This window comes from Bacillus cereus group sp. Bc010 (assembly GCF_027716745.1).
Classification (GTDB): Bacteria; Bacillota; Bacilli; order Bacillales; family Bacillaceae_G; genus Bacillus_A; species Bacillus_A pacificus.
The window spans coordinates 186,503-209,036 of sequence record NZ_JAQFUY010000004.1 but is presented as its reverse complement, the minus strand read 5'-3'; the positions used below and the strand labels follow the sequence as shown (position 1 = coordinate 209,036).

Here is a 22,534-nt window from a genome sequence, read left to right as displayed (position 1 = left end):
GTGAAAAAAGATTGGATTGCTCCTCTTGCTTTATTATTTGTGTCTTTTATTTGGGGAGCTACATTTGTCGTCGTTCAAAATGCTATGTCTTTCGTTGGTCCATTTACATTTAATGGTATACGCTTTTTATTCGCTGGAATCATTTTATTATTCGTTCAAATGATTTTCTCAAAAAAAACTTCAAAACAAGATATAAAACAGAGTAGCCTCGCTGGATTAACCATTGGATTCTTTTTATGCGTTGGCTATGTATTACAAACATTCGGCTTACTTTATACAACTTCTTCAAAAGCTGGTTTCTTAACAGGGCTTAGTATCGTTATGGTACCAATCTTGTCTTTTATCTTTTTAAAACAAAAAGCTACTATTTTTATCGTAATTGGCATTGCTGTAGCAACAGCGGGTTTATATTTATTAACAGCAGGTGATTCTTTTCAATTAAACATTGGAGATATACTCGTTCTCGGTTGTGCAGTTGCTTTCGCTGCTCATATTCTCGTTAACGGCTTCTTCTCTAAAAAAATATCACCTTTATTATTAAGCACATCGCAAGTATTAGCTGTCGGTATGTTTTCTTCTATTTGCGCCTTTTTGTTTGAAGATTGGGAAAAATTATTTTCAGTAGCACTATGGACGAATGCTTCCTTTTTATTTGCTCTATTTCTAACTTCCCTGTTCGCGACATCCATTGCTTTTTTCATTCAAACATCAGCACAAAAACATACGTCTCCAACGAGAGTAGCAATTATTTTCGCAATGGAGCCCGTTTTCGCTGCCTTAACAGGCGTTCTCGTTGCAAACGAACAACTTTCTATTTCCGCTATTATCGGATGCCTCTGTATTTTCCTAGGCATGGTTTTTGTTGAATTACCTTCTAAAACAAAAAAAGAAGCGCAGGCTGCGTGAAGTTACGCTTGTAACTTCCGCATAAAAGCCTTAGCGCTTTTTTTATCTGTAATCTCTTCTTCTTTCAATCGTTCTAATAGCGCAACAAAATAACTGCCATCAAACTGCAATTGATGTTTAATTGTCGCTTCTATTGCTGCGTTTACAATGCCATCAGATGCACCCGTATATCCTTGTCCGAACATAATAAACCCTTGCGCTTCCTCTGATAATTTAAATCCTTTCGTATGTAAGAATGAAAGATAATCTTCTACTGTTTGCATGATATTCCCACCTACTCAAAAATTCTCCACTTCTTATCATACATGTTTTTACACGCTATGAGAATGAAATTTATTTGACAACTTTGTAAACCAGTCGCTACTTCGCTTGCAATGGAGGATTTCCTTATAATATGGAGGAATATGTACAGTGGAACTTATTTCATATTAAAGGGGAGACACGATGAAACAAGCACTATTAATCATTGATGCACAGCAAGAATTAATGGATGGTAATGAACAAGAAAATGAAGTTTTTCGTAAAACTGAGCTATTAGCCACACTAAATACAGCCGTGCAGAAAGCAATAGATGCCAATGCCCTTATTGTTTTCGTAAGAGATATCGATGTTGCTTCTGGTAGCGGCGTAGGCTTTGAAGTACATAATACAATTCAAGTACCTCAGTCTGCAATCCTTATTAATAAAGCAGCCACAAACGCATTCTATGGCACTTCTTTACTTGAACTTTTAAAAGAAGAAAAGATTAACCATATTGTTATAGGTGGATGTAAAACAGAACATTGTATCGACACCGCTGTTCGAACAGCAACTGTACAAGGCTTTGATGTTACATTAATTAAAAACGGTCATTCCACAACTGATTCTGACGTATTGTCTGCCGAGCAAATTATTGGTCATCACAATAAAACTTTACATGGGCATTATAACGTTGATCATTTTTCTATGGTGAGAGATGTCGAGGAAGATCTCTTTCAGCCAACTCATGACCAATATCGTGATTAAATGAACTAAAAAAGAATCCTTACGTGAAAAGGATTCTTTTTTAGCCAAAAATTTGCGCTGCAATACTGTATAGTTCTCCATTTCTTTTCAATAATTGATCACTATTTTTCAACATAATGGGTGGTATATTCGCCCTTTTAAAACCAGCAATCTCTAACTCTTTCAGAAAATCGTCCTTTCCTTCTGTTACATCTATTCTTAATCTCCCATTATGGCCCCTTGCTAAAGCATGTACAATTCTCATTGCCATCGCATCATTTTTAGCAACAACCGGTCCTATTATTTTATTTTCTGGTGTTTGTATGCTTAAACCGTAACCTAATACATTTTGTTCCTTGTCCTTTACAACGATACACTGTTCACTTTGCATAATTCTTTTCTTTAAAAACTCTTTTCTATTTGTTCCAAACGCATATTCATCTATTTTTATTATTTTTTCTAACTCACCCTCTTCATAATTCATCACATAATCTTCATTTCTTACACAATAATCATTCGCATTGTATGAGTTACATATGTATTTAGAAACATAACTTACTGCCCTAAATCCTAATTTTTCATATAAAGGTTTCCCTTCATCCGTAGCAATAAGCATAAATGGAGTTTGAGCTGATACGCTATTCATGCATGAATTTGTAATCATCTTTCCAATTCCTCTTCCCTTATAATCTGGATGTACAATTACCATTCCGATAGATGCCAACGCCTCCCCATATAATATTATTGCTGCGCTAGCAATAAGTTCCTTTCTCTCATTCCATACGCCGTATACAATACCTGAGTTAAAAATTGTTTCAACTTCTTCCCTGTTATAATCCCAACCAATATAAGATGATAATGCTACAATATCGCCTATTTGTTCTTCCCTAAGACGCTCCACGCTAAATTCCAATTCAATCATACTCCATCCCCTTATCTAGACATTTAAATCCATCTTCCCAATTCAACTTGTACATGTTACCCTTTATTTGTCACACACATATCCTATTTTGACCAAGACTATATTGTAAATGAGGTGACAACATGCCCATTACGAATCGATTTTCTACCACCACTAACGGCGCACTCGCTATTACAGGAAATACTTTAGGCTTAAGTAAAATTAGTAATCAAAACCGTGCTGGTACAATCGGGGCAATTGGTGCATTCGCAACTACGAATACCGCTTTACAAGTACCTACTTTTCCTGCTGGTACAACGTTAAACTATACACAAAATAGTTCTACCGCTCTTTTAAATATACCTGCCGGTAGTACAATTCTTTACGCAGAACTCGTTTGGGGTGGAAACTATTTATCTCGTGATCAAAACATTACAAGTGTTTTAGGAAACCCCGTTTCTTTTACAACACCTGTTTCAACATACTCGATTACCCCTTCATCCGTTACAGCTTCTAATCAAACATTCGTTTCTGGATCAGTCACATTTGGATTTTATACGCGTTCAGCAGATGTAACATCACTCATTCAAGCTGCGGGAAGCGGCTCTTATACGACTGGATCTGTTCCTGGACTTGTGGATCCTTTAGATGCTTCTAATGGGGCGATTAATTCAGCTGGATGGACGCTTATCGTTGCTTATCAGAACGGAACATTACCCGCAAGAAACTTAACGATTTATGTAGCAGGAAACCGTGTTTCTGCAGAAACTGGTAGTGCCGATGTATCTGTTTCAGGATTTTTAACACCTTCCGGAGGACCTGTAAGCGGGAGATTGTTTTTAAGTTCTACCGAAGGAGATGCTGATCTAACTGGGGATCAAGCTTTGTTTGGACCAAATTTCAGTTCATTAAATGCTTTATCTGGGCCAAATAATGCTGTAAATAATTTTTTCGGTTCTCAGGTCAATAATGCGGCTGGAAATTTAGATACAACCGGGACATTTGGAACACGAAATCAGAGTGCTTCTACAAGCACAAATATTTCCGCAGGTCGGCAAGGTTGGGACATTACTTCTATTGATATTTCTCCTTATTTAACAAACTCTCAAGTGTCCGCAGCAATCCGTTTAACAACTAACGGAGATGCATATATGTTAAATACAGTCGGATTACAAATTAATATAAACTCGCCTAACATACAAGCAACGAAAAGCGTAAATAAAAGTGTTGCGGCAATTGGAGACATTCTCACTTATACAGTTACTATCCCTAACACCGGACTACTTCCTGCTAATAACGTTACTTTTACAGACATACTCCCTAACGGTACTTCCTTTATACCTGGCACTGTAACAGTGGATAATGTCCCGCAAACAAATGCAAATCCGGCTGCTGGTATATCTCTTGGAACAATTAATAATAGTGCTTCTCGTACAGTAACTTTCCAAGCAACCGTCGTTTCTCTTCCAAGTCAAAACCCTATCTCTAACACCGCTACTATCACATTTCAATATACACCAATTGCTGGAGGAACGACTTTTAACGGTCTTGCAACAAGCAACTCTGCAGGAACACAAATTAACCTCGCAGATATGAATGGAACAAAATCAGTTAACAAAATCTTTACTGACATTGGTGAAACATTAACTTACAGTATCGCCTTAACTAATATAGGAAATATCACTGCAACGAACGTTATATATACGGATCCGATTCCTAGCGGGACTACTTTCGTTCCAGGAAGTGTAACTGTTAACGGAATTACGCAAGCTGGAGCGAATCCCGCTAATGGTATATCAATTGGGTCTATTGCTGCTAATTCTACAACTACTATTTCATTCCAAGTACTCGTTCCATCTATCCCCCAAACAAACCCCATATTAAATAGTGGAACAACAACATATCAATATACTCCTATACCAAATCAACCGGCAGTAAGCGGGACTGATACGACGAATATTGTCTCCACTCAAGTGAATAATGCTACTGTAACAATGACGAAAGTAGTAGATAAAAATTTTGCAGATATTGGTGATACACTAACGTACACCGTTTCCTTTACAGGTACAGGTAATACAAGTGCAAACAATGTTATTTTTACAGATGCCATTCCTACTGGAACAACTTTTGTTCTCAACAGTTTAACAATAGACGGAACGACACAAGTAGGCGCAAATCCCGCAAACGGTGTGAATATTGGATCGATCCCAACTGGTACAACAAAAAATGTTTCATTTCAAGTAGTAGTAAATACAATACCCGCGTCAAATGTCGTATCTAATGGATCAAACGCTTCTTATCAATACATCGTCAATCCTAGCCAATCACCCGTTACAAAAAATATTTCTTCTAATCTCGTTTCCACTCAAATTAATAATGCGAATGTAACAGTAACAAAATCAACAAATAAACAATTTGCTACAATCGGCGAAACAATTAGTTATACAATCCTTATCTCAAACAGTGGAAATACAGCTGCAACGAACGTACAACTAACAGACCCACTTCCAAATGGTACAATATTGACTCCAGGTACTGTAACACTAAACGGTGTTTTGCAAAATGTAAATTCTCTCGTTGCTTTTCCTATTGGCACAATTCCCAGCGGAGCTACTTTTACACTTTCTTTCCAAGTAACTGTCATCAATATTCCCGCCCAAAATCCTATCATTAATAATGCTTTCGCTTCTTATTTATACACTGTAAATCCTGGTCTGCCACCAACTTCAAAAACCGCAAATTCTAATTCTGTTACATCAACAATTAGATTAGCAAACCTTCAAGCTACTAAATCTGTAGATAAAACGTTTGCAGAAGTTGGAGATGTATTAACCTATACCTTAGCTCTTACAAACAACGGAAATGTTACGGCAAACAATGTATTACTATCCGATTCAATAGCGAACGGTACTTCCTTTGTACCGAACAGTGTTATAGTTAACGGTACTACTCAGCCGGGCGCAACACCAGCTAGCATCAATATCGGTAACATCAATGCTAATACTACACTTACAGCTTCATTCCAAGTAGTAATCACTAGCATTCCAAACCCAAACCCGATTTCAAATAGCGCCTCCATCTCTTATAACTTTATTGTTGATCCAAATGCTTCACCTGTAAGTAAAAACACAACTTCAACTACTACATTTACGCAAGTAAACGATGCAAATGTCATTTCAGCCAAAACAGTGGATAAAGGGTTCGCTACTGTAGGGGATGTATTAACTTATACCGTCGTTTTAACGAATGCAGGAAGTGTTTCTGCTGATAGTCCTACTTTCGTAGATACAAATCCAAACGGTACTACCTTTATCCAAAACACTTTCCTTATTAATGGTGTACTCCAAAATAACGCCGATCCAAATGTCGGTGTTCCGTTACCTTCCATTCCTGCTAACGGCTCACTTACCGTCTCTTATCAAGTAACTGTCACCTCTTTACCAACACAAAACCCAACAATAAATTCATCTAGTACACAATATAGCTTTATTCTAAATCCGGGCGATCCACCAACTATAGAAACATCTTTAAGTAATACTGTAAGTACACAAATTAATTTAGCAAATGTAGTTATTGTTAAACAGGTAGATTTAACTATTGCTGATGTTGGGCAACCAATCACATATACCATTTCCCTAGCTAACCCAGGAAATACTCCAGCGAATAATGTAGTTGTTACCGATATACTCCCTTCTGGCACAACTCTCGTACCAAATAGTACTTTTATAGGCGGTGCTTTACAGCTAGGTGCAGACCCAAGTACCGGTCTTCAAGTTGGGACAATTCCTGCTGGCGGATTTACAACGATTGTTTTTCAAATAAGCGCAAGTAGTTTGCCTACACAAAATCCAATTCAAAACAGTGCTGCACTGCAATATAACTTTATTGCTGATCCAAATTTACCTGCTGTTGTGAGAAATGCTACTAGCAATATAGTAACGTCTCAAATTAACACCGCTAATATTGTTGCTACGAAACTAACAAGTACAAATTTCGCTGATGTTGGCAATGTCATAACTTATGCAACGATTTTAACGAATAACGGCAATATCCCTGCCTCCAATGTAACGTTTTCAGATATCATTCCAGCCGGTACCATCTTCCTTCCTAACACTGTAACGATTAACGGTGTCCCCCTAGCTAATACAAACCCTGCTAATGGCATTTTAATTGGTACAATAGGAGCGAATTCATCACGTACTGTTTCATTCCAAGTTTCTGTACCAACTATTCCTAGTCCAAATCCGATTACGAATCAATCGAGCACTACATTCCAATACACGTACGACGCATCCAAACCAGTTGTAACGCAGATGGTGGCGTCTAACACCGTACAGACGACTATTAATAATGCTACAATTGCCGCTGTAAAATCGGCAGATAAACAGTTTGCTAACGTAAATGATATGATTACGTACACAACTACTTTAACGAATAACGGGAACACACTTGCATCAAATGTAATTTTTACAGATGTAATTCCAAACGGAACATCATTTATTCCTAATAGTGTAACAGTAAATGGGAATACACTCCCTAATACAAATCCAGCAAGTGGGATTGCAATTGATCCAATAAACCCTAATACAAGTGCAACAATCTCATTTCAAGTAATAGTAAATTCCATTCCTAGTCCAAATCCAATCCCGAACCAAAGCAATACAGCGTACCAATATGTCATAGATCCCAACTTACCTCCAGCATCTTCCAATGCGTTAAGTAACGTAATAACAACTCAAATTAATAATGCTACAATTGTCGCTACGAAGTCAGTAAATACACCGACAGCTGCAATTGGGGATATCGTTACTTATACGATTGCAGTTACGAACACAGGAAATATTCCTGCTAGTGCTACAGTTTTAACAGATGGACTTGGTGCCGGCGCGTCCTTTATCCAAAATTCAGTAACTATCAATAATGTTCCTCAGCCAGGGTTAGATCCATCACTTGGTATTCACTTGGCAGATATTCCGCCGGGAGATACTGTATTGATTACTTTTCAAGCCCAAATTTTAGCTATACCACCTAGTGGCACATTAACAAATAATGCTCTTGTAAATTATGAGTATACCGTGAACCCAAACCAATCACCTGCTGTTGGTAGCACAATTACGAATACGACGGTTACTCCAATTATTGATGCTACTTTAGTTTTAAATAAAAATGCGAGTACAACTTTCGCTACAATTGGTGATACGATTACATTCACTTCATCTGTTACAAACACAGGAAATACTACTGCAAACAACATTGTTTTTACAGACACAATTCCAAACGGTACTACATTTATCCCAAATAGCTTTAAGATAGATGGTGTAACCGTTCCGAATGCAAATCCACAAAACGGTATCAATATCGGTAACTTGAATGCAAATGCATCAATTACACTCAGTTTTCAGGTAAACATTACAACGATTCCAAATCCTAATCCAATGCCTAACAAATCATCACTTCAATATAGCTTTATTGTAGATATAAATGAACCGCCTGTTTCACGAACCGTTCAATCCAATAAAACTTTTACACAAGTAAATACTGCTTCCGTTATCGCAACAAAAACTGCAAGCAGCGCATTTGCTGCTGTTGGAGATATAATTACGTATACGACTATCCTCACTAATAGCGGAAATACTACTGCAAACACACCTGTTTTTATCGATATATTACCACCCGAACTTTCATTCGTTCCTGATAGTGTACAAATTAACTCCAGCCCACAACTTGGATTTAGGCCAGATAGCGGAATCTCTTTAGACGCAATTCCAGTTGGAGGAACGATAACAATTAGCTTTCAAGCTATCGTTGGCTCAATACCAGCTACAAATCCAACATTGAACCAATCTAGCACAACATACTCTATCATTGTTGATCCTACCCAGCCGCCGGTGACGGAAACAGCTACAAGTAATCCAACTTTAGTGCAAATTAACGAAGCGATTATTCAAGCAACGAAAAGTGTAGATCGACTATTCTCTGACGTCGCACCTGGAAATTCCTTTTTAACGTATACTGTTTTATTAGAAAATATAGGGAACACAACTGCTACGAATATCATTTTTACAGATTCGATTCCAAACAATACAGTATTTATAGAAGATAGTGTTCGAGTAGGTGGGGTTTTATTGCCTGGGGTAAATCCAGCGAACGGGATACCAATTGGGGATATTATTGCAGGAGATTTTATAAACGTTACCTTCCGTGTGCAAGTAGTTAGCATTCCAAATCCAATTTTCACAATTGGACCTGGGGGGCCAAATTCACCGGTTGTAAACGGTGCTTCTATTGATTATCAATTTATGGCAGGACCTAATTTACCACTTGTTTCACGAAATACGACATCCAATTCTGTTTCGACACAAATAAATTCTGGGGAAATCGCACTTGTTAAATCTGTAGATAAAACTTTCGCAACAATTGGCGATACAATTTCTTATACAATTACATTAAGTAACCCTGGAAATGTCACTTCACAAAATATAATTTTCAACGATATTTTACCTAATGGAACAACATTTATATCTGGTACTCTTGTAAATGATTCTGGTACGCAGCAAATCGGAAATCCAGCTAATGGCATACAAATTGGAAATGTCAACCCGAGCGGAATAGCCGTTATTACTATTAATGCACTTGTTATAAACATTCCAAGTATAAATCCAATCTCTAATTCTAGTTCTGTACAATTTCAGCATATTGTTAATCCAAGTCAACCAGTTATCACTCAAACCGCTTCATCTAATACCGTTACTACGACAATAAATAGTGCCATATTAACTACTACAAAAAGCGCTGATAAATCCATTATTTCTGTCGGTGATACGATTACGTATACAACCACGATTACAAATACAGGAAATTCGACAGCGAAAAACATAAAATTTACAAGCGCTATTCCAGCTAACACTACATTTATACCAAATTCAATCACAATCAATGGTGTTCAGCAACTTGGTGCACAGCCAGCTCTTGGAGTAAATATACCAAATATCGCTCCTGGTGAAACAGTAACCGTTACTTTCCAAGCAAATGTTCTTTCTGTTCCCTCCTCAAGTTCAATTATGGGTAATGACACAATTTTATATTCTTATACTGTCGATCCAAACGGAACTCCTGTTACAACTTCTACTTCAACGAATATCGTTACAAACCCTGTACTAGATGCTATGATAACGATGGTGAAATCTGTAGATCAAACACTTGTAACACTAGGTGATACCATTACCTATACGACACTTTTGACAAATACCGGGAATACAAACGCTACGAATATTACGTTCACTGACCTTATTCCAGACGGCACATCATTCGTTTCTGGTAGTGTCACAATAAATGGCCTCACACAACTTGGCCTTAATCCTAATACAGGTATTACAATTGGATCAATTGCTCCTAACAGCTCAATATCTATAGCATTTCAAGTTACTGCTACTTCTACACCACCCCAAAATCCTATTGCCAATTCCGCTACTGCTTCTTACACATTTATCGCTGATCCAAATGCACCAATTGTTTCAAGAAATGTTACTTCAAACACAACATTTACTACAATTAATACAGCTACCATTCTTTCATCTAAACAAGTTGATAAAGCATTTAGCCATATCGGAGATACACTCACTTACACTGTCACTTTAACAAACACTGGAAACTTCCCTGCAAACTCTGTATTACTCATTAACGGAGTTCCTGAAGGAGCATTATTTATTCCAAATAGTGTTACACTCAACGGGATTTCACTTCCAGATGCAAGTCCAACTCTTGGCATTCCCGTTGGTATTGTCGCACCAGGTAATTCTGCTACTATTACGTTCCAATTTCGTGCAAGCTCTATTCCACCGCAAGGAGCAATTATAAATCAAGCACTTACAAGTTACACGTATACTGTCGATCCGAGTCAACCTCCAGTTACAGCAACCTCCTCATCTAATACGGTTAGTACAGCCGTCGTTGATGCATCGTTATCCGTAATTAAAAATACAGATTCTCTCGTACAATCTACTAACGGTACAATCACTTACACTGTCGTCATTCAAAACAACGGGAATACAACTGCAAATACGGTTACTTTAACAGATTTGGTCCCAGAAGGAACTGCATTGATTCCAAATAGCGTGATCATTAATAGTATCTCAATTCCAGGTGCCGATCCAAACGTAGGAATACCAATAAACTCCATTGCGCCGTCAGAAATCGTCACCGTCACATTCCAAGTTATCGTTCAATCTATTCCAACCGCGAATCCAATTTCTAATATAGCCCGTATTGACTATACTTTTATCGCCGATCCAAACGCTCCTATCATCTCTCGAACAATTGCGTCTAATCCAGCTTTCACACAAATTTCGGATGCGAATGTCCTTTCTTTAAAAGCAGTTAATGCACAACAAGCAACAACAGGTGACATTTTGACCTATACGATAACACTAGAGAATACCGGAAATATTCCAGCTACAAATCTCATATTTTCAGATACTATTTCAGAAGGGACTACATTCATAGAAAATAGTTTTACACTTAACGGAACAGCTATACTTGGTGCAAATCCAAACGCAGGGGTTACTTTACCTAACCTAGCAGCAAACGCTACTCACCTTATTTCGTTCCAAGTTCTTATTAACGATCCATTCTCGCAACAATCGATTACAAATCAATCTAATACAACATATACAATTCAACCAGATCCAGAGCAACCGCCTATTACGGAAACATCTACTAGTAATATCGTCATTACAAATTTCGTGCAAGCACAATTGACAATTACAAAAACATCCAATCCAACAACTGTAGATATTGGCGGAACGATCCTTTATATTTCTGAAGTGAAAAATCTCGGCAATGTTGACGCAATAAATATTATTTTTACAGATTCTATTCCAGCTGGGACTACATTCGTTACCGACAGCGTCACAATTAACGGTGTACTTCAGCCAGGTGTAAACCCTGAAAACGGAATAGCAATTGGAACGATTCAAGCTAACAGTTCCAAAACAATACTATTTCAAGTACAAACAAATAATCCACCTACTGAAACCGAAATTGTAAATCAATCTTCAGCAACGTACCAATATGTAAGTATTCCTGCAGCTCCCCCAGTGAATCGTTCTGTAACTTCTAATATCGTTACAACATCGCTTCAAAATGCAAATATTATTTCTGTTAAACAGGCGAACGTTACTTTCGTATCTATCGGGCAAAATATTACCTACACAAATACACTACAAAATATCGGAACTGTTCCGGCTAACAATACAGTGTTCATTGACAATATTCCAGAAGGTACGATATTCATTAAAGATAGCTTATCAATAAATAATGTGATTCAGCCTGGTGCGAATCCTGAAATTGGCATAACGCTTGACACGATACAACCAAATGAAACAGTCACTATTTCATTCCAAGTACAACTTACAAGTATACCTCCTGACAACATAGTCATTAACATTTCAGACACTTCGTATGAATATCAAATTGAGCCTAGTTCCCCTATTATTCAGCGTAGATCGTTATCAAATGCAGTAAATACTGAAGTCCGTACAGCAAATGTTATTGCAATTAAATCCGCTAACAGATCTATTACACGCATCGGTCAAATCATCACATATACAGTCGCGGTTACAAACACTGGTACAGTACCTATTACAAATACTCTCCTAATTGACGCAATTGCTGCTGGCACTACATTCGTTCCAAATAGCATTCTTGTAGATGGCATACCAAGACCTAACGAAAATCCAATTACCGGTATCACCCTTAATATTATCCTTCCAAACAATACAATTATCGTTACATTCCAAGTAAATGTAGTCTCTATACCTTCTCAAAATAACATGAATAATATCGCCGTCATCCACTATGAGTATGAGCCAGATCCAAGCTTACCACCAATTTCAGAAACGGCATTTTCCAATACTACCAATATACAATTTATTGATGTAATTCTTACCGCTACAAAATCCGCTAATACAGTATTAGCTAATATCGATGAAACCGTTGCATATACAGTCTTTATTCAAAATAACGGATCCACTACAACTAACTCCATCTTTTTTACAGATACGATAGAAGATGGAACAGTATTTATTCCGGGAAGTGTAATAGTTAACAATACTGTGCTTCCTGCAGCAGATCCGAATATCGGCTTTTCCATTCCTAATATCGCATCAGGTCAAATGGCTACAATAACCTTCCAAGTTTCCGTTACGAATTTACCTGATGTAAATCCAACACCTAATACTGCAAACATCATCTACGACTTTGTTTTCACCCCTGATTTTGCACCAATTCAAAAATCGACTACTTCCAACACTACTTTTGTTCAAATTAATGATGCTGATATCGTTTCACTTAAAACTGTTGATTTAACTTCTGTAGCGATTGGTGACATTTTAACTTATACAACAACTTTAACGAATACAGGGAATACAGATGCCACTGCGGTTGTATTTACAGACAACATTCCTGGTGAAACTACCTTTATTGACGGTAGCGTTTTAATAAATAATATTCCGCAACTTAACGCCAATCCAAGTACCGGTATACTTGTAGGAACGATTGCTCCTAACATTTCTATCTCAGTCACATTTTCTGTTACCGTCATAGCTCTTCCAGCTACCGGCCATGTTCAAAATCAATCAACTTCTCGTTATACAATTAACGTGGAAGAACAAATATCGACTAGCAATATTACCTTCACTGAAGTTATTTCCGCTAATGTAATTGCGACAAAAACAACACCTATCCAATATGCTGACTTACAAACTATCATCCCTTATACAATTTCCATCATAAATAACGGAAATATACAAGTCGAAAACATTATTGCTACAGATATTATCCCGGCAGATACGAGCTTTATAGAGAATAGTGTTATCGTGAACGGCAACGCTCGGCCAAATGACAACCCTCTTCACGGTATACAAATTGATACCATTCCACCTAATACGACAGCAACTATTCTATTCCAAGTACGTGTTACTTCGATCCCACAAACAAATCCAATTTCTAACACGAGTACAATTGAATTTCAATACACGTTACCAGATCGACCACCTATTACAGAAACTATTATTTCATCAGCTGCCGTAACAGAAATTAATCACGCGACTTTAAATAGTAATAAAGCTGTTGACCTGGCATTTGCAACGGTTGGTGATACGTTAACGTATACGATTACACTCAATCAAACTGGTAATGTTGCAGCAAATGATGTAGTCATTCAAGATATGATTCCTCAAGGTACTACGTTTATAGAAAATAGCGTTATTGTAAACGGAAAAACGCTTCCGGGAGTTAATCCAGTAAGCGGTATACCAATTGACACTATAATTGTTGGTGGAGATGCTATCGCTTCATTCCAAGTTTCTGTGACTTCTATCCCAACACCAAATGAACTCAACAACAATGCAATTACTACCTTTAACTATACCGTCAATCCAAATAACGCACCTGTTACAAATACAACCACAACAAATACTGTCACAACGACTGTCCAAAATGATAATGTCATTGCCATAAAAGCTGTTGATTTCACGAGTGCCTTACCTGATCAAACTTTAACGTACACCATTACTATTACTAATAGTGGTAATATCACTATTGAAGATCTTCTTTTAGTAGACACAGCACCAGTAGATACGACATTCGTTATTGGTAGTGTTACAATTAACGGAATCAATCAACCTAATACGAATCCTGAAAATGGTATTACGTTAGGAACTCTTGCTCCTAGTGAATCTGTTATTATTACGTTCCAAATAACAATATCTTCTTCTACTCTTCAACCTACAATTAATAATGATGCTTCTGTTTCCTATACCGTTATCATCGATCCAACAAAACCACCTATTACAATTACAAAACAAACAAATACCGTTACAACGACAGTCATTGATCCGATGGTTCGTATTGAAAAAACAGCTGACAAATCTATTGTCGTTATTGGAGATATAATTACATTCACATTAGCGGTATTTAATCACTCCCCAATTCCGACAATCAATACTTCTGTTATAGACACTATTCCGGCTGGTACAACATTTATAGAAAATAGCGTAACAATTAACGGTACTCCGGTACCAACTGTCCGTCCAGACACTGGTATGAATATCGGCGCTTTACCTGCAGGCTCAGTAGCAACGATAACATTTCAAGTGCTCGTAACTTCTATTCCTTCAAAAAATACAATTATAAATTCTGCAACAGTTACAGCCGCTTTCCAATTGACACCACAGGATCCGATTATTACTTTCGTTGTTAATTCGAATATTGTTCGTATACCAGTTCAATTTGTAACTGCGACAGTCACGAAAAACGCTTCCGTCAGCTCTGCTTATTTAAATCAATATTTTGATTACACGGTGCGTATTACGAATACTTCGGAGATTTCACTCTTAAATATTTCTTTACAGGATACTATTCCAGCAGGTTTACAATTTATAAACGGCACTGTCTCCATTAACGGTGAACACTCTCCACTAGCGAATCCGAATATCGGTTTCCTAGTCGCTACTAATTTGGAACCAAACGAAACAATTATCGTGTTATTCACAGTACAAGTAATAAGTCCACCTGTTACTAATGAATTTAAAAATACGACTACTATTTCGTTACAACTTCAAGTCTCGCCTACGGACCCACCAATTACAGTATCTGTTATAAGTAACGAAAACATCGTCACCTTTGTTCCAGAAAATCCAGATGAAACACTTCCAAATTTGAATTGCTTCTTTGACGGTGAACGCTTCATACGGATTACTCCTCGAAATGTACGAAATGACTTTTGGGCTTGGATTTGGTGGAAGTAATACAAAAGAAAAAGCTTGTAGTTTGGATAGTCTCTAAACTACAAGCTTTTTTCATAGGGAAAATTATTATACTCAATTACTAGCAACTTGATATGCTACATGTCGTTTCTCAATTCGTTCCTCAATTTCTTTCATATTTTCTTTATTATTTAATAGTGATTGTTTATTTTCAATTAATAATTGTTTAAAAGATTTTCTCACTTTTTTTCTCATTTTCATTGTCCTCCTTGGGGGATGATTTATATAAAGTGAAACTTTAATCAGTGGGGGTTTTCTTCATCCCCCACTGATTATTAGTTGAACCAATCGGACTTTTATGGGCAGTTGATCCCCCACCTAACTTCTTTGCTTTCGCTGAATTTTAAGATGGGGGTCTTACTGCCCATTAAAGTGGGATAAAAGATAATGAATTATCTGGTTGTTCTTATAATAATTGATTGTTGTGAATTCTATTTGAACTTCATATGAAAATTCCGTTTATTTTCTGACAACTTTGTGAACACTCAAAAAAAGAGATTCCCCTAAAAAAGTCTATAGTTGTTTCATTCAATTACATCAATCGCCATTTGCATCATCTTATATCGGTTTATATTATCTAAACGTTTATATATCACAATCTAAATTTCATATATTTTCACTTATTAACATACTGTTTTCCAAATTAAAAAAGAAGGTGTCACCTAGTCTAAGTTCGATTTATGCAACATCCTTCTTTTCAACTATTTACAGCATATTGATTAATATTTCAGGTCTTCCCCAATTCATTTCTTCACAAACGAATCGTAATTTTTCTTCATCTATTGTGTGTAATCCTTCTTCTAGTGAACATGAAATAGGAACTTCACAATGAATTTGTGCCAATTGTAATGAAATATTTAAATTCTCTAAATCACTTTCAATCTTCGTACGTTGCGCTTTCGTTAATGATGTTATGTTTTCTAGTACAGCTGATACTGTTCCGTGTTCTTGAATAAGCTTATACGCTGTTTTTTCACCAATACCTTTTACACCTGGATAATTATCACTTGTATCTCCCATAAAAGCTTTCGCATGAACAATTTGCCACGGTTCTACACCTTTTTCTTCCATAATTTTCTCCGGTGTGTAATACTCGTAATTTCCAATTCCTTTGCGCAGAAGCATAACTGTAACGTTTTTATCAACAAGCTGAAGTAAATCCGTATCACCTGTTAAAATATAAACTTCCGCTTCATTGCAATATTGTTTTGCTAGTGTACCGATACAATCATCCGCTTCATACCCTTTCAGACCGATAACTGGAACAGATAATTTTGCAGTCATTTCTTGCACTAGATCAAATTGCGGAATTAATTCTTCAGGCGGCGCTGCACGATTTGCTTTATAATTTGAGAACGATTCTGTTCTAAATGTTGTACTTCCCATATCCCAGCATGTTACGATATGTGTCGGTTCAATTGCTTGTATTGCCGTTAATAAATGTTTCATATAACCATGAATCCCATTTGTAGGGGTACCATCTTGTCGTTTCATAAACTGTCCATAGACACTTGTTGCATAAAAAGCACGAAATAATAGTGCCATACCATCAACTAATAATACTTTTTTCATAATTCCTCTCCTACCAAAAAAATAATAACCTCACGTCATCACGTAAGGTTATATAAATAGATTACCATTCTACGTTTTTCAACTTTGTCTATTATACATTGTTTTTGTATATTTAGCATCATTTACACATTAAGACGTTCTACTACAACAAGTATGAAGAATCCCTGTATACGTATTTTTCCCAGTTGAAACTACTACAGCTTTCGCATTTCCACCAACAATATACGTTCCTTTGAAACATACATTTTCAAGTTCAAGTGGATTATAGTCTTTCATTCTTTTTAAAGGAATAAATCGTTTGCGCTCAAGATGATAGCAGCTTTCAAACTTCTCAATACTCGCATCATTTCCTGTTAGTACAGATTCATTTACTAATAAATCATTTGCATAAATGATACGTACATCTGCTGGTACTGTGTCACCTTCTGAAAGGAAAATTATATCCCCAGGAACAAGCTCTTGTACTGGCAAATCCATCATTTTTAATTCACCATTTAAACCTGTTACACTAGAACATTCTACTCGAGACACAGTAATCTTTTCACATTGTAATCCATCTCTCACATGTTGTTTTGAAAAACCTGGGATCATTCCACTTAGCTTCATCATTACTTCCGCAATACGAGCTCTTTTTGAAGTTAATTCATTTCGGCCGTATACTTGAATACGTTTTTGTGCCTCTTTCATAGATAATCCATCTCTTGTTGTTTTAAAATACGCAAATACAGATTTTACATCTCTCGTTGCGATTTCAATTAATAAATCTTTATTTTTTTGAAGCAATGTTTGTTCTTTCATTGATTTTTTACTTAATTTATATGACGTGTTACCCACAGTTTTGTTTGCATATAACATATTATCGTCTCCTCCTTTACAACGTAGGAAGAAACGCTTTGTTTCTCAATTTATCTACTTTACTGTGAAAGTATTTAGCGCTTAAACATACATATAAACGCTACATGATGATAAATATAAAGGGAGGAACAAGTCGTTTCCTGCCTACATCATATATTTTTGATTTGAAGTATATGGGTAACGGAACCGAGTCAGAATTTGACATGCTCCTCACCTCCTCGTTTTATTTTATAGTTTATACTATGAAATTACTCATAGCTTTGCAACAAAAAGACCTTTACTCCGAAAAGAGTAAAGGCCATGACATACACAAATAAACGATTCCTAATACAATTAGAAATCTACGGACCTCTCCCTCGCCGAGTTTTAGCACTGTATAGCATAGGTACATTACCAGCTACGTTAAGAAAAACCTTAATTCGATCATTCCTGTTGACCCATTGGCGTCTCTCGACATTTTTGGGCAGTAGCATTTCTCTATACAGGAGCCTCACCTAACAGAGACTTATTTTTATTACATAGAAAATGTTACTCTTATTTAAAATAGATGTCAACAGTAGCCTACATTTTTTTCGAAAGGTATAACAAACTAACCTAGATATAATAAAAAACTTTACGTTTAAACGTAAAGTTTTTAATAAGTTATACAACCAGCAATTACAATCCCAATTGAAAGCGATAAAAACATAAGAAAAAGACCGACCGCTTGATTATCTTCTTCAAGACTTTTATTTATATTAAAGCGTGGTGTAAGCCACTCAGCCAAGTAAAAGACGATAATTTGAGCCAGAATCCCAACCGCTCCCCACGAAACCATATCAAGAAGTGAAATGGAATTAGCCGCTGTCGAATATAGAACAATAGCTAACCCAAGTAATCGCCCTCCAAGTACATAGCTTACTGCCTTATTCCCTTGGGCCATTAACTTAAATTCTTTTACTTTCGTTGTCACTTCCATCAGGAAAAGACCTATGCATAAAAGACCAAGTGTTACTGCTAAATATAATAAAAAATTAATCATATACTTCCTCCTTTTTTATACCTACTGGTAAATAGTACGATTCATTCCCCGTAATTTTTTCACCAGCACGAATACCAATACTACTCGCTTTTCCAGCAATTAAAAATGAACCAAACACATACGACAAATTCTCCATCCCTTTTTCTGTTTCCAACGATACGACTGGAAGTTCTGTATACTTTTGAAATATCGGCAGCGACGCTTTATACGTTTGGTATGTATTTTGAAGCATAATATTTTCGTCCTTATCGCGAATCGTAATTGTATCTCCCTCTCTACCAAATGAAGGTTTTTGAACGAAAGAACCTTTTCCTAAAAATAAATCTGGTTCTAAATATGTAGGTAACATATATTCTTTAATCCACTGTCGTTCCTCATTTGTATAAAAGGCCTCTTCTTCTGCTAGCCCCCAAATAAGACACTGAATTGATTTTGGCTGAAGTAAAAATGATGACAAAGGATTTATAATAAAAAGCTTTCCAGATTTCACAAGTTGCAATAGCTCCACACCAACCAAATCTCCAGTTTCAGGATCTTGATCCTCAATTAAATCTTCTATTGGATATGTTTGGCGGTATAAAACATCAATTTGCACTCCATCCCTATCCACTAAAGCATCTTTTGTAATTCTAAGTTCTGACATTGGTACTACTTTATTTTCAACACGGCATAACTGACTTAAATACATAGTCGTATTCCAATCCTCAATATGCTCATGATGCGCTGTAAAAACAACATTTGGGTTGTCTATTCCCTTTGTCGCTTCCATTACAGCTTTTGTAACACCAGAGGATAGCAATCGCTCTTGACCTAAGTTTGGATCATCATAACCTAGCTTTTTACAAACTTCCCCATTCATTTGAAAGCATTCCATAATAAAGGTAGGTGTATCACTATTAAACTCAAGCATTTTAATTTGGTTATCGCCTGTTAAAACGAAATCAAATCGTGAAATAACAGATTCAGGATATAATCCTTTCATTCTAATGAACGATAAGCTTGCGAGGGGAAATCCAAGTTCAAGAAGCTGTTCGTCACTTAAATTACGCAAAAGTCTAGCGGTCTTAAAAAATATTTTCCCCATTCGTTCAGTTGCTAATTGCAATTGTTTCCTAGTCTCATTTGTTATAGAGAAAACATGAAATAAGCTATACTCACATTCATATAGATCCGACCAGAAATCCGGATATATCGAATAAAACTCTTTTCGATCCCTTATGTACTGCGACATATTTTAGCCCCCAAATCCTCCCTTTGAACCGCTTCCAATTCCCCCTTTAAATTCGGCAGACGATTGATACGATTTAAACGCCGATGAATTTTTAAAAGTGGATTTATTTTGATAGTATGTTCCGCCATAGAAATAATGCCCACGATAACCTGAACTACTATCATCACACTGCCATACCCCAAGTTCATCATCCCAATCCCAATCTGAACAACTTTTATCATTCGGTTTTGGGGGAAGATCTTGTGCGCAGCCAAATAAGGTGCCAGTCATTAAAGACGTTACGACACCACCTACTAGCCATTTCGTTTTTGTCACCTTCGCACTCCCCTTTTTAAATTCTATTCCTATTATATAGGATGTCATGATAAAGTAGAAGAAAAAGGAAGAAGAGGGATAAAATGCGCTTAGAATACCGACTTAATGATGAAACGAAAGGGTATCCAGCTTTATGGAACTATGCAAATATTTCTAATTCTGAAATCATTGCACGCATGACTTGTGAATATTTTATAAAAGATAAAAATACATATGTTGTCACTGCAACCTCAGTAGATCCAGACGGAACAGCAGTTATATATATTCAACAAGAAACTTTCTCTAACGATCCTTCAGATCCTACTTACTTCCACATCGGTTTTGAAATTAGAGAGCTAAAGGATACAAGTTCAAACTTGATTGAAAGTAAAGATGTATGGAACTATGAAGAAATTTTACCATCTCTTCATTCAGATATTATATATATTCAGCGCGACGGCATTCATATGGAGTTTACTTTAGATTCAAGAGAAATTGATGAAGACAGAAAATGCTATATTTATTACGGAAACTTCACAGGTGAATCGAGATAACATGGATATATGTATGCAACAAAAAAACCTTACGTATAAAACGTAAGGTTTTTATATAGCCCCACATATGCCGTTCTCTCTAGATGTCCATAAACCTGCTCTCACAGGTGGATGCTCTCACAAATGTTTGTAACTTCCTTCTTAAAAAGATGGCATGTTAGCTACATTTAAATATTGAACTTCCATATTAAACTTATTGGTTTAAGACATGCATAAGCTACGTACACCGTAGGAATTTTATATAATGTTAGTTGAAATAAGACCCCCGCACGTGCCGCTCCTCGTAAATGTCCAAAAACCCGCTACTCGCAGGTGGATGCCCTCACAGTTACCGTACATCTTCCTCCACAAGGAAGGCTTGATGATGGTCGCTAAATATTGAGCTTCCGTATAACTAACATCGGTTTTAGACATAAATAAGTTACGTACACCGCAGGATGTATTATTTACTTGTCGTTATATTATCACATTGTTTCCAATGTGTAAAATACAAAGTTTTTCGAGCAATCTCTTGCTTGTGACCTTATTTTAATACAAATTATTTTTGCATGCAAGTGATTAATCTTCTTCTTTTGCAATTTGATTTTCTGGATAAGAAATCCAATCACTCCAGCTACCTGCATACAATTTAACATTCTGGAATCCAGCTAATTTCAATGCAACGATATTTGGACATGCTGTAACACCAGAACCACAATATACAATTGTTTCCTTATCTTTCGAAAGATTTTGGAATCGTTCTTGTTGCTGAGCTTCATTCTTAAATTGTCCTGATTGCAGCATTCCATCCTTCCAAAAATAATTTACTGCTGTTGGAATGTGTCCTCCTTTCGGATCAACAAGTTCCTCTACACCAGCATAACGTTTTGGCTCTCTAGAATCAATTAACGTAACATCTGCACTTGCATAAATATTCTCTCTCACCGTTTCCATCGTTACAAGCATATGATTTTGTACATTTGCTTTGAATGCTTTTCGTTTAGTAACAGAAATTTCCGTTGTTACCGGTAGTCCATTCTCTTTCCATGCTGGAAATCCGCCATCTAATATATATACTTTCTCATGTCCTACATAGTTTAATAACCACCAAAGACGAGAAGCATTTGCACCCGCTTCACTGTCATATGCAATCACTTTCGTATGTTCATCAATACCAGCTTGCGAAAGCTTGTCTGCAAACTCCTCAATATTCGGTAACGGGTGGCGACCACCATGTTCTGTTATAGGACTTGATAAATCTACATTCAAATCAAAATATAATGCATGAGGAATATGTTCTTCCTCATACTTTTCTCTACCCCAATTAGGATTCGCTAAATCAAAACGACAATCGATTATACGGACGTTCTCATCTTCTATATGCTCACGTAACCATTCGACTGTAACTAACAT

At 36.6% G+C, this 22,534-nt stretch carries 13 protein-coding genes, 2 other RNA genes and 1 riboswitch; of the genes, 4 read left to right on the top strand and 11 right to left on the bottom strand.

Going from position 1 to position 22,534, the window contains the following annotated elements:
- The gene (locus tag PDQ68_RS07990) at positions 1 to 906 is read left to right on the top strand and encodes a DMT family transporter (RefSeq protein WP_061184031.1); all 906 of its coding nucleotides are present in this window, start codon (positions 1 to 3) and stop codon (positions 904 to 906) included.
- Positions 907 to 908: 2 nt separating this feature from the next.
- Here PDQ68_RS07990 and PDQ68_RS07985 read toward each other — a convergent pair whose 3' ends face one another.
- On the bottom strand, positions 909 to 1,169 hold the full coding sequence (locus PDQ68_RS07985; protein ID WP_001195212.1) for a DUF6123 family protein: 261 nt from the start codon (positions 1,167 to 1,169) through the stop codon (positions 909 to 911).
- A 181-nt stretch (positions 1,170 to 1,350) separates the two neighbouring features.
- Here PDQ68_RS07985 and PDQ68_RS07980 point away from each other — a divergent pair, with 181 nt between their 5' ends.
- Positions 1,351 to 1,911 (top strand): cysteine hydrolase family protein, encoded by a 561-nt coding sequence (locus PDQ68_RS07980; RefSeq protein ID WP_061184030.1) that lies wholly within the window; start codon positions 1,351 to 1,353, stop codon positions 1,909 to 1,911.
- Positions 1,912 to 1,951: 40 nt separating this feature from the next.
- On the opposite strand, the gene PDQ68_RS07975 is transcribed toward PDQ68_RS07980, so the two are convergent.
- Positions 1,952 to 2,812: a GNAT family N-acetyltransferase gene (locus PDQ68_RS07975; protein WP_016717041.1), complete on the bottom strand. Its 861-nt coding sequence runs from the start codon at positions 2,810 to 2,812 to the stop codon at positions 1,952 to 1,954.
- A gap of 122 nt (positions 2,813 to 2,934) precedes the next feature.
- Between PDQ68_RS07975 and PDQ68_RS07970 the strand changes: the two genes are divergently transcribed.
- A complete protein-coding gene (locus PDQ68_RS07970; RefSeq protein WP_270786653.1) occupies positions 2,935 to 15,597 on the top strand; it encodes a beta strand repeat-containing protein in 12,663 nt (4,220 codons plus the stop codon).
- A 72-nt stretch (positions 15,598 to 15,669) separates the two neighbouring features.
- Here the strand turns inward: PDQ68_RS07970 and PDQ68_RS07965 are convergent, their stop codons facing one another.
- The 6 genes from PDQ68_RS07965 to PDQ68_RS07940 all read right to left on the bottom strand — a co-directional run bounded on the left by PDQ68_RS07965 (position 15,670) and on the right by PDQ68_RS07940 (position 20,609).
- Positions 15,670 to 15,810, bottom strand: coding sequence for an FbpB family small basic protein (locus PDQ68_RS07965; protein ID WP_001228043.1), 141 nt, complete (start codon positions 15,808 to 15,810; stop codon positions 15,670 to 15,672).
- A gap of 510 nt (positions 15,811 to 16,320) precedes the next feature.
- Positions 16,321 to 17,187, bottom strand: coding sequence for a 5'-3' exonuclease (locus tag PDQ68_RS07960; protein WP_016717039.1), 867 nt, complete (start codon positions 17,185 to 17,187; stop codon positions 16,321 to 16,323).
- A 129-nt stretch (positions 17,188 to 17,316) separates the two neighbouring features.
- Entirely contained in the window at positions 17,317 to 18,042 is a 726-nt protein-coding gene (locus tag PDQ68_RS07955) for a P-type ATPase actuator domain-containing protein (RefSeq protein WP_000964962.1), read from the bottom strand.
- Between the two features lie 343 nt (positions 18,043 to 18,385).
- Positions 18,386 to 18,551, bottom strand: a riboswitch (M-box (ykoK) riboswitch).
- 125 nt (positions 18,552 to 18,676) lie between these two features.
- Entirely contained in the window at positions 18,677 to 19,063 is a 387-nt protein-coding gene (locus PDQ68_RS07950; protein WP_000606860.1) for a DUF350 domain-containing protein, read from the bottom strand.
- Positions 19,056 to 20,294, bottom strand: a complete 1,239-nt coding sequence (locus PDQ68_RS07945; RefSeq protein WP_061184027.1) for a glutathionylspermidine synthase family protein — start codon at positions 20,292 to 20,294, stop codon at positions 19,056 to 19,058. The genes PDQ68_RS07950 and PDQ68_RS07945 overlap by 8 nt, the downstream gene beginning before the upstream one ends.
- A 3-nt stretch (positions 20,295 to 20,297) precedes the next feature.
- Positions 20,298 to 20,609 carry a hypothetical protein gene (locus PDQ68_RS07940; RefSeq protein ID WP_000169022.1) on the bottom strand — a complete coding sequence of 104 codons (312 nt, stop codon included), beginning with the start codon at positions 20,607 to 20,609 and terminating at the stop codon, positions 20,298 to 20,300.
- A gap of 83 nt (positions 20,610 to 20,692) precedes the next feature.
- Here PDQ68_RS07940 and PDQ68_RS07935 point away from each other — a divergent pair, with 83 nt between their 5' ends.
- Positions 20,693 to 21,142 carry a hypothetical protein gene (locus PDQ68_RS07935; protein ID WP_270786652.1) on the top strand — a complete coding sequence of 150 codons (450 nt, stop codon included), beginning with the start codon at positions 20,693 to 20,695 and terminating at the stop codon, positions 21,140 to 21,142.
- A 54-nt stretch (positions 21,143 to 21,196) separates the two neighbouring features.
- Here the strand turns inward: PDQ68_RS07935 and ssrS (PDQ68_RS07930) are convergent.
- From ssrS (PDQ68_RS07930) to PDQ68_RS07920, 3 genes are all read right to left on the bottom strand, one after another.
- Positions 21,197 to 21,380: non-coding RNA, 6S RNA (ssrS, locus tag PDQ68_RS07930), on the bottom strand.
- A 21-nt stretch (positions 21,381 to 21,401) separates the two neighbouring features.
- A non-coding RNA gene (gene ssrS / locus PDQ68_RS07925) (6S RNA) lies at positions 21,402 to 21,584 on the bottom strand.
- A gap of 116 nt (positions 21,585 to 21,700) precedes the next feature.
- A complete protein-coding gene (locus tag PDQ68_RS07920; protein WP_016717036.1) occupies positions 21,701 to 22,534 on the bottom strand; it encodes a sulfurtransferase in 834 nt (277 codons plus the stop codon).